Raw genomic sequence first — 13552 nt, 5'->3', positions numbered from 1 at the left:
GCGGCTCCTCCGCGTTCCCACGCAATCGCTTTCCCTTCTACTCGCCGCATCATCCGCAGTTCCCTTTGAACGTGGTGCCGACCAGCCCGTTCAGATGCGCAAATCGCGGAACGCTGAGCGCCGAGAAATAAAGCCTTCTTGCAGAAATCACGCCATTGGTGATGCTGTTTTCTATGATAGGATGAAAGTCGTAAAATACTTCCGCGACAACAATCTCATCGCCTGACTCCAGCGTAAAGGGAGCGGAAGAGGTATGGGCATCGATTGCAGAGAGGCTGCTCAGATCCGCAGGCGCGCCGACATTGCCGAAACGACTGGCAATCAGCAGCGTGCTTTTATGAGCGCGCGGTTCCAGATTCATCTCACCGCCGCAGTAGCGCCATTTCACTGTAGGCGTTCCGGGAGAAGTAGCATCGGGGTCGGCATAAATATCACTGATAATTACAAACGCATTTTTTCCGTTGGCATAGGGGCTGATCGTGCGCAGAAAAGCCCCGGTTGCGATTGCATCCATATCGCTCTTTGTCAGCGTGGTCTTTACGGGATCGGTGCTGGTGATGATGCTTGCGACCTGAGTGGCGGAATCCTGGAGCTTCTTTACAATTAACAGATACCGCGCCACTTCTACGCCGCCGTAAAACAGCAGTAGGATAATCGGCAGGCATATGGCAAATTCTACCAGTGCACTGCCCTCATTACTCGTTATTATAGTGTGGATCGCGCCGCGCAGTTTCTTCCCATGAACCGCAGTTTTGCGCATAGAGTCTCCTAACAAAGCGGCGTGCAGGCGCGCATATGCGCGGTCGGAACGATCGTCGCTGCAGGCACTACGCGCGGCACCGCCGCTGCAGCAGGCTGGGCCTGTGGCTGCGCGGAAGAAGCTTGCGATGCTCCTGCGGAAGACGATGACGATTGCGATGCGGATGAACGGGTTACGGCAAAGGCTTCGTTCTTCACGAGCGCGGTGGCAAATATCCTGCCGCGACTGCCGAAGAGTGACTGCATGAAGGGCAGCATGGGATAGGGATAGGAAACACTGTAAGCAACCACTTCATTGGGCGCACCAAGACTGCCCGCCCTTCCCTTGCCATTCGCGCCGACACTTGCGAAATCTGGGTAAGCGGTTGCTGATACTTCTATATTATGGGGATCGAACATACCGCCCGCGCGTTCCAGCAGCAATGTGCGCATATTGTTCCAGCGCTTGCCGCCCACGACACCGCTGTCGCTTACATCCGGCGCGCCCGTTGCACCTTCACGGGCAGCTAGCGTGAGGGCCCCGTCCAGCGTGGTGATCTGATACGAGACAATACAGCATTCAATAATGCCGAATACTAAAACCAGAAGTAGTGGGATTATAATCGCAAACTCAACCGCCGCGGCCGCTTTTTCGCAAGAGATGAGCCGCGCCAGTAGAGCGCCCTGCTGCTGCACCGTCTTGCGACCGGAAACTAATCCGGCATTTGCGATCATCATACGCCATCACCTTCTGCAACGTCTAAGACATTGCCCGGTTCAGTTGGTTGCGCCGCGCTCTCCAGAAAACATTCGCTCCAATATTATTCGTGAGCTATAGTGATGTCATCCGGCAAGCACGTTAACTTATTATTAACTACATTTTCTTTGGAATTACAACCACAACTATCATGACTCCTTCTTTTGTTCATTTACGGGTCAGAAGCACCTACTCCCTGCTGGAGGGAGCCATCCGCATCAAGCAGCTTACCGATCTGGCTGCCAAGAATAACATGCCTGCGGTTGCGCTTACCGATCATGATAATCTTTTTGCATCGCTGGATTTTTCAATGGCCGCTTCTTATGCGGGCATCCAGCCGATTATCGGCAGCATACTTTCCTTCTCGCCGCTGGATAAAAATGAAAGCTCACAAAACAACCTCTCCACGCCCGATCAGCTTCTGCTGCTTGCTAAGAGCGATGAAGGCTATCACAACCTGCTGAAACTTTGCAGCAAGGCATATACGAATCCCGACGGCGGTATTGCGCCGAGACTGAATTATAGCGATCTGAATGGCCATACAGACGGGCTGATCGCGTTGACCGCCGGCATTTACGGCGCGATAGGAAGAAAACTTCTGATCGGCCAGCAGGAAGCGGCGGAACAGGCGCTGCTGATGCTCAGGGATTTGTTCCCGAACCGGCTCTATATTGAATTGATGCGCCATCATCTTGACAGTGAACGGCGCATTGAAACAGGGCTTATCGGACTCGCGCAACAGCACAATATCCCGCTTGTCGCTACGAACGATATCCATTTCTCCGATGCAGGCATGTATGAAGCGCATGACGCATTATTATGTATCGCGGACGGAAGATATGTCTCGGAAGCGGAACGCCGCCGCCTGACGCCGGAACACCGCTTTAAAACGCCGGATGAAATGTGCGCGTTGTTTGCCGACATTCCAGAGGCGCTGGAGAATACCGTCGCCATCGCGAAACGCTGCGCTTCCATGTCGCCTTCGCGCAAGCCTATCCTGCCGCGCTTTGCTGAAGATGAGGCGGAATCCCTGCGTGAACGCGCAAGGGCCGGTCTGCAGATGCGACTGGAAACGCATGTGTTCACCGAAGGCATGAGCGAGGAGGAACGCGAAAAAGTTGCCGCACCGTACCGCGAGAGGCTGGAATTTGAGATCAATGTCATCACGAAGATGCAATTTCCTGGCTACTTCCTCATCGTCTCGGACTTCATTACCTGGAGTAAGGAACATGATATCCCCGTAGGGCCGGGTCGCGGTTCGGGCGCGGGTTCGCTTGTGGCATGGGCGCTGCAGATCACCGACCTTAATCCCTTACGTTACGGCTTGCTGTTCGAGCGATTCCTGAACCCGGAACGTGTGTCGATGCCTGACTTCGACGTGGATTTCTGTCAGGACCGGCGCGACGAAGTTATTCGCTATGTGCAGGATAAATACGGCAATGACCGCGTGGCGCAGATCATTACGTTCGGTAAATTACAGGCACGCGCGGTGCTGCGCGACGTAGGCCGCGTACTGCAGCTGCCTTACGGTCAGGTGGATGGCATCTGTAAGCTCGTGCCCAACAATCCCGCTGCTCCGGTCACGCTTGCGCAGGCGATTGAGATGGAACCGGCGCTGCAAAGCGCCATCGATGCCGATGAGACGGTCGCCCATATGGTGGGTATCGCGCAGAAGCTCGAAGGACTGAACCGCCACGCTTCCACCCACGCGGCGGGTGTCGTGATCGGCGACCGGCCGCTTAACGAACTTGTGCCGCTTTACCGAGACCCGAAATCGGACATGCTTGTCGTGCAGTATTCGATGAAATATGCCGAAGCAGCCGGGCTTGTGAAATTCGACTTTCTGGGTTTGAAGACACTCACGGTGCTACAGAAAGCCGTGGAGATGGTGGCACGTACAGGCGTGCAGATCGACCTGCTTAAACTGCCTGAAGGCGACCCTAAGACTTACGCAATGCTCGGCACGGGCGATGCGATCGGCGTGTTCCAGTTAGAAAGTACAGGCATGCGCGATACGCTCAAGCGCCTGAAGCCTGACTGCCTGGAAGATATTATCGCGCTTGTATCGCTGTATCGTCCCGGCCCGATGGACAGTATTCCCACCTATATCGCACGTAAACACGGACACGAGAAGGCTGAGTACCTGCACCCGGCGCTGGAACAGGTGCTGAAGGAAACGTTCGGCGTTATCATCTACCAGGAACAGGTGATGCAGATCGCCCAGCTGCTCGCCGGGTACTCCCTCGGCGAAGCGGATCTCTTACGTCGCGCGATGGGTAAGAAGATCCGCGCCGAAATGGAAGCGCAGCGCGATATTTTCGTAAACCGCGCCGTCGAAAACGGCGTGAAGAAGGAGCAGGCAAAAAGCATCTTCGACCTGATTGCGAAATTCGCCGAATACGGCTTCAACAAATCGCACGCTGCGGCTTATGCGCTGGTTTCTTACCAGACGGCCTATATGAAGGCCAATCACCCGGTCGAGTTCCTTGCTGCGTCGATGAATTACGATATGCACAACACGGACAAGCTTGCCGTGTTCCGCGAAGAAGCTGCGCGCAGCGGCATCAAGACGCTCCCGCCGGATATTAATGCGTCCGGCGTGCTGTTCACACCGGAAGGCGATAAGGCGATCCGTTACGGCTTGGCCGCAATCCGCAACGTAGGTGACGCGGCGATGCGCATGCTGATCGAAGAACGGGAAAAGAACGGTCCGTTCAAGGATATCTGGGACGTAGCCGCCCGCACACCCTCGCATGCAATGAACCGCCGCCAGATGGAATATCTCGTCAAGGCCGGTGCATTCGACAGCCTGCATAAAAACCGCAATCAGCTCCTGCAGTCGCTCGACGTGGTGCTGGCTTATAACAACACGATTGCACGCGATAAGGAAAGCCAGCAGGTGAGCCTCTTCGGCGGTAACGATAACGCCGCTCCCGCCGCCATGCCCGCGCTGGCGCTATGCGATGACTGGACCCCGATGGAGCGCATGGAGAATGAAAGCGAAGCGCTTGGCTTCTTTCTTTCTTCGCATCCCATGCAGGGCTACCGCAGTTCACTGGCGAAGCTCGGCGTTGTGCCCTCGGGACAGTTCATGAAACGGCTCACCACGCAATATGCGCCGATGAAGATTGCAGGGCTCGTAAGCAAGATCAAGGTGCGCAGCGGTGAGAAAGGCCGGTTTGCATTCGTCAGCATGTCCGATGAAGGCGGTGCGTTTGAAATCTCCATCTTCAAGGAAGATATCCTGAACCGCTACCGTGCACAGCTGGAAGGCGGCCAGATGATCGTGGCGGTCGTGGACGGCAAACGCGAGGAAAATGGCCCCAGACTCATCATGCAGTCCATGCAGCTGCTGGAGGAAGCGATTGCAGGCATTCAGGCTTCGGCTATGCCCAAGCATCTGCTCATTACGATAGATACACCGGTAGCGGCGGAGAAACTGCGCAATGTGCTAGGCAAAGCAAATGGCTCGGGAAGCAAAATCACCTTGCGTACGCTCATAGAAGGCTCCAAGCTTGTGGATATCGCCCTGCCAGGACGTTACTCCCTCACCCCCAACAGCCTGATGCAAATTCCGACGCTTGAAGGTGTTATGGCCACCGAGGAAGCAGCTGCCTAGGCAACCGCTGAAGGTTTCGGCGAGCGGACAGCACTTTGGAATTTTGCAAGCAGCTGCGGATCATCGATAGAGCCGTGATGATGGACCTGTCTCCATCTGCCATCTATCAGCCGGAATAACCGGCTTGTACGAATGGTCAAGTCATGGGTGTTACCACCCTCTTTATATGTCCCCTTTTCAAACCCAACCGCCCAGAATACATCGCCAGCCCGATCGATAGTATAGTCCGAGAACGTTACATGGACATCCGCCGGGCTTTGAAAAATACTCTTATACATTTTGCGGGGCTCTTCAGAACCGCGCCTGATTCCGCCCAGAGGATTATCAATGACGACTTCATCCGTCGCCGCAAAATTTTGGTCTATCAAGTCCAGGTTACGCGTATTGAATGCCTTATAGAATTCAATAAGGGCCTGCTGAGGCTGGCTTAAATCCGTCAGGGGTTCGTCGCCGGTAATGGGCTCTTCGATTGGTTTCATCGCCTCTCCTTCATAGGCATTCATTTGCGGTCAGGAGAGATTAAAAAGCTATTACGATATTGCAGATGGACTATTCCCGCAGTCCGCAAAAGCCAGTTTCAGAGACCGTTTCAGCTTCTGCCGTTGCATTTTTGTATCAAAATCAGTAATCTATCAGGCTAAATATACACTATAACGCTAAAGAATTTATTATGGACAATGACAGTCAGAAGCGCCTGGACGAACTTTACGACAGGCTGAATTATAAAAGTAAGGAACTGATGGGATATCCCATCGCACATAGCTTCGATTATTCCTCACTCTACCGGTTTCTCGAATTCCCAATCAACAATATCGGCGATCCGTTCCAGCCCAGCACCTACCATATGGGCACGCGTGAGATGGAGCGCGAGGTCGTGGATTTCTTCGCTGCGCTTTTCAAAGCCGAGCCGGGCAGTTACTGGGGTTATGTCACCAATGGCGGCACGGAAGGCAATCTCTACGGGCTTTACCTTGCACGCGAGCTTTATCCTAACGGCATTGTCTATTTCTCCGAGGACACACATTACAGCGTCGCCAAGAACGTACATCTGCTGGGCATGCGCCATATCATGATCAGTTCGCAGGCGAACGGCGAAATCGACTATGACGATCTCAAGGAAAGTATCCGCCTACACCGCGATGTTCCGGCCATTGTCTTCGCCAATATCGGCACCACGATGAAAGAAGCGAGGGACGATACACTGCGCATTCGCGGCATACTGGACAGCCTTGTCATCCACCAGCGCTATATTCATAGCGACGGCGCATTCTGCGGCCCCTATGCTCAGTTCCTGACGCCCAAGCCTGCATTCGACTTCACCGAAGGCGCAGACTCCATCGCCATCAGCGGGCATAAATTCCTCGGCTCCCCCATCCCCTGCGGCGTCGTCATCGCCCGCAAGGATAACGTAGAGCGCATCGGCCAGAGTATCGGCTATATCGGCTGCCGCGATACGACCATCACCGGCTCACGCAATGCCTTTTCACCCTTGCTGTTATGGCACGTCATCAAGACATACGGTGTGGAAGGGTTGAAGGAACGTATCGGTATCTGTCTCGACGTTGCCGATTACACGGTCAAAACACTTAACGAGCACGGTATTCCCGCATGGCGCAATACGAATGCGTTGACCGTCGTTATCCCCAAGGCAAGCGATGCCATTAAACTCAAATGGGCGCTGGCGACGCAGGGGGAAGAAAGTCACATCATTCTCGCGCCCGGCGTCACAAAAGAGCGAGTGGATGCGCTGGTGCGCGATCTTGTAACGGATAAGAAGGAGAATGCAGCATGAAATCCATTAAGCTGATGGCGGAAGACCGCCCCGGCCTCGCTGCCGATATTACCGAAATCCTTGGCAGCCATAACATCAATATTGAAGATCTGGACGGCAGAATCATCGACAGTCAGGCGATTGTAGAAATGGTTGTCGATAAGCCGCATGATGCCGTCATGGCACTGCGCCAGAAAGGCTTCAAGGTGGTGTCCAATGAACTGGTGGTCATCCGTATCGTGGATGAGCCCGGCGCTTCCGCCAAGATTACCCGCGAGTTAAACGATGCGAAGCTTTCTATTCGCGGCATCAGTACGATGCACCGGCAGGACGGTTATTGCTACGTGGCGCTCAGCACGGATAATGATGAAGTGGCCCGTAAGCTGCTGCACGACGTGTTGATTTAGTTTCAGCAGGTTCCCGGTTTGGCATCTGCGGGGCAGGATTTATGCCAGTCTTCATAAGGCATGAATTCGACACCTGCCAGCGGGTCCTCTGAGGGTTTTTCCACCAATATATCCCTGCTTGCCTGCATAACGCAGAAATACTTCAGGACCTTGGAATTCTCGTCTTTGGTCCGGGCCACCGCCACTTCCCAGCATTTACCGTCTTTGGTTTCCTGAATGGTGTCTCCCCATGCGGTAAGGGTGCTTCCGTCATTCTTGGCCTCGATATGGCGTTGCCATGCCTGCAACTCAGGCAATTGCAGCACGATGCTCACCGCAGAATCCGGCAACGGTTTTGCGGGCTGCTTGGCTTTCTTGTGTTCTCCGCCTTCTCCTGCCTCTTCTCCTTCTGATGCACTGGCCGCATGCGATACCAGTAACAATATTGCTAACAGGACTGCTTTCACTTTCACTGTCTGCTCTCCTTTTGCATGATCTCCTACAAAAGAAAAAGGGGACATTGCTGCCCCCTTCTTCCGTCTTAGCCTGCGCCAGTATTACTGGGCGTTCTTAACAACGCTTTTCACTTCGATGTCTACGCGGCGGTCTTCCTGCATGCAAGCATGCAGTTTGCCATCTTTCAGGCCTTTGCAGGATGCATCGGCATCTTTCTTGCCCAGCGCGTGCATTTCGGTGTCAGCATGCTTGAAGCCGTGAGCGTTCAGGTAATGCTTAACTGCTTCAGCGCGCTTCTTGGACAGCGCCATGTTGTAAGAGTCGGAACCGAGTGCATCCGCATAACCGCTGATGGTCACTTCTTCGATCTTCTTGTTACGCAGGGTGCGCAGCAGTTTGTTCAGGGTCACGCGGCCCTTTTTGTTCAGCGTGGACTTGTTGAAGTCGAAATAAACAGAAGCGAGCCTGGTGTGCGCTACCGGTTCCTGTACAACCTGAGCCACTGCAGCACCGCAGTTTTCGTTATGGTCGCCGTAGGTGGTACGGATGCAGTTACCGCGTTCGTCCTTCACCTGATTGCCACGGGAATCATGCACGATGGCATTCGGGATCATGTCCTGCGCGAAGGAAGCCACCGGCAGCACAACTGCGGCCGCAAAGGCAATCGCAGAAACTATGGAAATACGTTTAGTCATAATTATTCGCTCCTGAAGTTAATTATCTAAATTTTACGCGATATTAATTCGCCTCATAAAACAAACAACCTCGCGTTTTTGCAATGACTAATTCGCTAGTATTATTAATATCACAGCCTATGTGACAATTTTGCAGCATCGCCAAATGCTTTAATTGGTGTATGTTCTTTTAACATCAGAAAGTCAGTCGCTTCACTGTTCGGAGCCTTGCCCACCTCATGCTCAAACCGTCCGCTTTTTTTTGCTTCAGCTGTTTTTTCGTTATGGTTATCCTTGGGTTAGGTGGCGCACCGGTGTTTTTTGACCCGGATACGGCCTGGCATCTGGCGGCCGGTGATCTTATCCGCACCGCACATCGCATCCCTTTTGCAGACAGCTGGAGCTACACTGCAGAAGGGGAAATCTGGTATAACCTGTCCTGGTTGTTCGATCTGGGATTGAGCGCCTTGTTTCGCATAGGAAGTTTTAGCGCTGTCTATGCCGCGACCATTATTACCTTCGCTGCCTGCATTGCCTTCATGGCAACGCATTGCATCCGTCGGGGAGCGGATCATTTAAGCGTTCTGCTGCTGTTGTTTCCGGTGGCAATGGTTGTGTTTACCGGCACGCTTGCCCGCCCGAATATGTGTTCTGTGGTGCTGACCTTAACATTCTACCTGCTGCTCCAGCAATACCGCGTCACCGGAAAGCTTTTTTACCTCGCTCCACTGCCTGTGCTTATGGCCCTGTGGGTCAATCTGCATGGCGGCTTCCTGTTCGCATTTGTACTGTTTGCCCTGTTCATGCTGCCCGCGCTCCTGGATAAAGACCGCAGGATGCTGCGTGAATATGGCATGATCGCGGCGCTATGCCTGCTTGCAACACTCGTCAATCCTTATGGTTTCGGTATTTATTACGGTGCATACCGCACGCTGGCAGCACCGTTCAGCCATATGCTCATTGAATGGGAGCCTGTGGAAGTGGGCCATAACCTACCCGTTACCCTGCTGCTAGCTATCTTCCTGTGCACAGCTAATCTGACAGACAAGAAAATCCCGCTGCCGGACCGGGTGCTGGCGCTTTTCGTGATCCTGCTGTCGCTTTCCAGCCTGCGCCATTCGATCCTCGCTTCCATCCTGCTTATGCCTTACCTGAGCCTGCGGCTTTCGGCCATTGCTGCAACCAACCCTTCCTGGAAGCGCATAGAACATGCCATCGCCGGAGATATGCAGAAACATGATATCCGCGCACTGGCATGGATACTGGCGGCAGCAGGCTGCCTGCTGATGTACTCTCCTTATCCGCGCGATGCCATTTTGAAAGAACCTGCAGGTTTCCCGGCCAAGCGCTTTCCGGCAGCGGAGGCGGCTTATGTCGTTGACCGCTATCCGCAAACGCGCTTTTTCACCGATTATAATATTGGCGGTTACCTGGATTATCTTTGGCGCGGGCGTGTTAAAGTGTTTGTGGACGGGCGTGCCAACAGCCTTTACAGCGACACGCTGCTTGCCGATTACAAGGATTTCGCCGAGTATCACGGCTTCGGCGGAAAAGCGCATATGGTCGAAGAAAAATACGGCTTTAACGGCCTTATCATCGCCAATGAAGAAGGCAAACAGGCGCTGTGGGACTGGAACCCGGAATGGAAACTCGTCTATCGTGGCAAAGCGGCGAGTGTTTATATAAGGCAAAAACAATAGCTTTTCGTCGTAATATGACAGCAATGTCATATAAGTTTGCTTGAGCCCCTCCACGCGTAATGGTAGAATAACCTTGCACAACCCCATCATCGGTCATTTTGCTTCGTATTCGTACGGTGCATATCCGATTTTGGGCCGTTATGGGTGCCGGGATTCACTTTTTATCCTTATGCACCCCCACCTCGATCCCCCATTGGAGGGACTCATGTCGGAGAACCCCGACACCACCGACGAGCAGCAGGGCCCCGCGGCTCTCGCCCTCGCCACCACCGGCCCGACGTACCCCTACACGCCGCACGTCGACAACCGCAACTGGTTCCAGCGGCACCTCTTCGCGATCGGCGTGGTCGCTGCCATCGCGGTCGTCGTCACGGTCATCGTGCTCACCTGGCCCTCGCAGCAGGAGCAGGCTGAGAACCGGGCGATGATGGCGCACATCGGGCGCTACCTGTGGAGCTTCCCGGTGGACCTGTACCACTGGACGCTCGACACGGCGCTCCCCTGGATCAACGACCACATCTTCCAGGGTCGCTGGCACCGCACCGCCTGAAGCCCCAACGCCCGGCCGGAAACAGCTGAGCGGCCGGACTGAGAGGCACTGAGACGGGCGGGCGGCGCAGAACAACATCCTTCGTGGATGCTGCGCCGCCCGTCCCGTGCCGCGAACTTCATCTTCTCATGGAAGGATTTCAGTGAACCCCACCTGGCTCACAGGATGGCCCCGCCGCCTTCGCAAGATCGCGACTTCGTCCCTGCGCCACGGGCGCGCGGAGATTGTGCGAATCCTCGACCTGACGGGTCTGGTCATCGCCATCTACTTCACCCTGCACATGCTGGGTTTCCTGCTTCTCCACATCGGCTCCGGCATTCACAGCCGGGGTTTCTCAGGTGAGGGGAACTGGCTCGTGCACCACCCGCTCCACGTCGTCATCATGCTGTGGGACGAGTTCATCCACACGTGTGAGCGCCTGCCCCGGTGGTTGTTGCAACACTGACAATCGCCGCAAGCAGACGGGCGAGCGGCGGAGCAGATAAATCCCTTACGGGTACTGCTCCGTCCGCCGGCACTCTATTTTCCAATACAGAAACTGCTGAATATATGCCCGAGCACTTCATCCACGCTGATGCGGCCGGTGATCTTGCCGATCTCGGTGGCTGCGCGGCGCAATTCCTCACAGGCCAGCTCCAATGCGCGCATGCGTGCGGCTTCGTATTTCCCAAGATGTTCTAATGCTGCTACCAAATGAGCGCGGTGACGGCTGCGCGTGATGAAAGACGCTTCCGGCGGCACGGAAGCTGCTATTTTCGTTTCAATGGCTTCTATCAGCTTTTCCAGCCCTATACGCTCCTTTACCGAAACCGCAATAGGTTTGATATTGTCAGCCAGGGCCGCACCCGGTGACTGTGCAGCATCCACTTTATTCCACAGCACAATGGCATTTTCATCAATCAGCGTCGAAACATTTTGGGCTGCTGCGGCCTGCGTTGCATCCAACATGACGAGCTTGATATCCGCCGTCCGAGCACGCTCAAAGCTGCGGCGGATGCCTTCGCGCTCGATGGTTTCCGCCTGTTCGCGAATACCTGCCGTATCGGCCAGAATGACGGGATAGCCTTTGATATCCAGCTGCACCTCGATTACGTCGCGCGTCGTGCCTGCAATGTCGGAAACAATCGCTGCCTCGCGTTTGGCCAGCCAGTTCAGCAGGCTCGATTTACCGACATTGGGCGCGCCGAGAATGGCGATATAAATCCCCTCGCGTATTTTTTCGCCTGCGCGGTTATCCGCAAGCTGTGCGCTGATACGTGCCGCCACTTCATTGATCTCTGACGTGACTTCCGCCAGCACGCTTTCGGGAATATCCTCATCGGGAAAATCGATATAGGCTTCCAGAAAAGCGAGGCTATGCAGAATATCGGCGCGAAGCGCCTCAAAGAATGAAGCCGTCTCCCCTTCCATCACGCGCAAAGCCTGCTTGCGCTGCGCTTCGGTATCGGCGTCGATCAGGTCCGCCAGCCCTTCCGCTGCCGTCAGATCCATCTTGCCGTTCAGGAAGGCGCGGCGCGTGAATTCACCCGGCTCGGCAAGGCGAAAGCCCGGCAGGGAAGCCAGCACCTGCGTCAATTTGTGCAAGGTTGCGCGGCTGCCATGGCAATGGATCTCCGCCACTTCCTCACCGGTAAAACTATGGGGGGCATTGAAGTATAGTACCAGCGCTTTGTCGATTGCCTCGCCTGCATGCTGCAGTGAAGCAAGCGCTGCTATACGGGGAGTAAGGGATTGCGGCACTCCCAAAGCGCAGAGCGCTGTCTTTGCCTGTTCGCCGGAAATACGGATAACCGCCACTCCCGATTTTCCGGGCGGCGTGGCGACGGCAAAAATCGTCTGCATCGGGAATCAGCCTTTTATTTGCTCAGGAGAATCAGCTGACCGCTTCTGCGGTCTGCTGTACCGGAGCCGGTTCAGCCGCTGCTTCAGCGGTTTCAGCCGTCGCAGCTGCCGGTTTTTCCTGCGACTGCGTGCGCAGGTTATTGATGCGCTCGTCAATGGCCGGGATGTGCAGTATTTTCAGCAGATCGCGCACTTCCTGACGGGCAGCGACATGCGACAGCGACAGGCTGGCGGACGTATTCGGGCCGTCCATAATATCGAGCACGGTCAGACCCTGCAGGAACATTTCGCGAAAGATCACGCGCTCGCTGAAACCGGGGGCCACGCGGAACCCGATGCGGCGGGAGAGTTCACCCAGCACATTGGTCATATGGCGTTTGTTGCGCGCGTCGATGTTGCTTAGGCGGTTACGCATGACGATCCATTCAATCGAACCACCGTCACGCTTGGCGCGTTCGAGTTTCTGTTCCCACATCATTTCGCTGTAGATGCTCGGGCGGACGATCTTCATCGTTTCGCCGTCGATATTAGCCAGCACGTCCAGATCGACGAAACTGTCGTTGATCGGGGTGATGACGGTATCGGCAAATGCGTGCGCCAGGCGCGAGAGATAGGTATCGCTGCCCGGAGTGTCGATCACGATGAAATCGTTGTTGTAATAAATGCGTGCCAGGCCTTTGAGGAAGCGTTCACGCTCATCGGTTTCGGCTTCCTTAAGCTGCGTGAACGGGCTTTTCTGGATGATGATATGATGCGGCAGCGGCAAAGCCTGCTTTTCGCGTTCGATCGTCTGGCGGCGGTTTTCAATATAGCGCGAGAGGCTGCGCTGGCGAGCGTCGATATCCATGCTACCTACGGTGAAGCCCAAACGCAGAAGCGCTACTATCAGGTGCATCGTGGTCGTGGTCTTGCCGGACCCGCCTTTTTCGTTTCCGACGATGATGACATATCCCGGTTTACGGGAGCCTTGTGCTTTGTTTTCGGGATCTTGACCGCTGATGGGGGATGAAAAATTCATAACACCGCTCTTTCCTATGACCCTGTGATAAATTTACACAT

13 protein-coding genes are annotated in these 13552 nt (G+C 54.8%); 6 read left to right on the top strand and 7 right to left on the bottom strand.

What is annotated here, in order from left to right; genetic code table 11:
- Positions 1-49 precede the first annotated feature (49 nt).
- Together VFT64_03870 and VFT64_03865 are read right to left on the bottom strand one after the other, a co-directional pair.
- Complete coding sequence (locus VFT64_03870) at positions 50-760, bottom strand: TadE/TadG family type IV pilus assembly protein (GenBank protein HEU5046960.1); 711 nt, start codon at positions 758-760, stop codon at positions 50-52.
- Positions 761-768: 8 nt separating this feature from the next.
- Positions 769-1476 carry a TadE family protein gene (locus VFT64_03865; GenBank protein HEU5046959.1) on the bottom strand — a complete coding sequence of 236 codons (708 nt, stop codon included), beginning with the start codon at positions 1474-1476 and terminating at the stop codon, positions 769-771.
- A 170-nt stretch (positions 1477-1646) separates the two neighbouring features.
- Here VFT64_03865 and dnaE point away from each other — a divergent pair, with 170 nt between their 5' ends.
- Positions 1647-5114, top strand: coding sequence for a DNA polymerase III subunit alpha (gene dnaE / locus VFT64_03860; GenBank protein HEU5046958.1), 3468 nt, complete (start codon positions 1647-1649; stop codon positions 5112-5114).
- Here the strand turns inward: dnaE and VFT64_03855 are convergent.
- Positions 5111-5593: a nuclear transport factor 2 family protein gene (locus tag VFT64_03855; protein ID HEU5046957.1), complete on the bottom strand. Its 483-nt coding sequence runs from the start codon at positions 5591-5593 to the stop codon at positions 5111-5113. The genes dnaE and VFT64_03855 overlap by 4 nt on opposite strands.
- 191 nt (positions 5594-5784) lie before the next feature.
- Here VFT64_03855 and VFT64_03850 point away from each other — a divergent pair, with 191 nt between their 5' ends.
- Positions 5785-6906 carry a histidine decarboxylase gene (locus tag VFT64_03850; GenBank protein HEU5046956.1) on the top strand — a complete coding sequence of 374 codons (1122 nt, stop codon included), beginning with the start codon at positions 5785-5787 and terminating at the stop codon, positions 6904-6906.
- The gene (locus tag VFT64_03845) at positions 6903-7292 is read left to right on the top strand and encodes an ACT domain-containing protein (protein ID HEU5046955.1); all 390 of its coding nucleotides are present in this window, start codon (positions 6903-6905) and stop codon (positions 7290-7292) included. The genes VFT64_03850 and VFT64_03845 overlap by 4 nt, the downstream gene beginning before the upstream one ends.
- Positions 7293-7294: 2 nt before the next feature.
- On the opposite strand, the gene VFT64_03840 is transcribed toward VFT64_03845, so the two are convergent.
- Together VFT64_03840 and VFT64_03835 are read right to left on the bottom strand one after the other, a co-directional pair.
- The gene (locus VFT64_03840) at positions 7295-7792 is read right to left on the bottom strand and encodes a hypothetical protein (protein ID HEU5046954.1); all 498 of its coding nucleotides are present in this window, start codon (positions 7790-7792) and stop codon (positions 7295-7297) included.
- Positions 7793-7828: 36 nt separating this feature from the next.
- A complete protein-coding gene (locus tag VFT64_03835) occupies positions 7829-8422 on the bottom strand; it encodes an OmpA family protein (GenBank protein ID HEU5046953.1) in 594 nt (197 codons plus the stop codon).
- 263 nt (positions 8423-8685) lie between these two features.
- Between VFT64_03835 and VFT64_03830 the strand changes: the two genes are divergently transcribed.
- The 3 genes from VFT64_03830 (at position 8686) to VFT64_03820 (ending at position 11096) form a co-directional block, all read left to right on the top strand.
- Positions 8686-10101: a hypothetical protein gene (locus tag VFT64_03830; protein HEU5046952.1), complete on the top strand. Its 1416-nt coding sequence runs from the start codon at positions 8686-8688 to the stop codon at positions 10099-10101.
- A 205-nt stretch (positions 10102-10306) separates the two neighbouring features.
- Positions 10307-10651 (top strand): hypothetical protein, encoded by a 345-nt coding sequence (locus VFT64_03825; GenBank protein ID HEU5046951.1) that lies wholly within the window; start codon positions 10307-10309, stop codon positions 10649-10651.
- Between the two features lie 142 nt (positions 10652-10793).
- On the top strand, positions 10794-11096 hold the full coding sequence (locus tag VFT64_03820) for a hypothetical protein (GenBank protein HEU5046950.1): 303 nt from the start codon (positions 10794-10796) through the stop codon (positions 11094-11096).
- A 74-nt stretch (positions 11097-11170) separates the two neighbouring features.
- On the opposite strand, the gene mnmE is transcribed toward VFT64_03820, so the two are convergent.
- Both mnmE and VFT64_03810 read right to left on the bottom strand, forming a co-directional pair.
- On the bottom strand, positions 11171-12493 hold the full coding sequence (gene mnmE, locus VFT64_03815) for a tRNA uridine-5-carboxymethylaminomethyl(34) synthesis GTPase MnmE (GenBank protein HEU5046949.1): 1323 nt from the start codon (positions 12491-12493) through the stop codon (positions 11171-11173).
- A 31-nt stretch (positions 12494-12524) separates the two neighbouring features.
- On the bottom strand, positions 12525-13511 hold the full coding sequence (locus tag VFT64_03810) for a division plane positioning ATPase MipZ (protein HEU5046948.1): 987 nt from the start codon (positions 13509-13511) through the stop codon (positions 12525-12527).
- Positions 13512-13552: the final 41 nt, after the last annotated feature.

The sequence above is a fragment of the Rickettsiales bacterium genome, from assembly GCA_035765535.1.
In the GTDB taxonomy this organism is placed as follows: domain Bacteria; phylum Pseudomonadota; class Alphaproteobacteria; order Rickettsiales; family JABCZZ01; genus JABCZZ01.
This window is presented reverse-complemented; position numbering and strand designations above follow the sequence as displayed.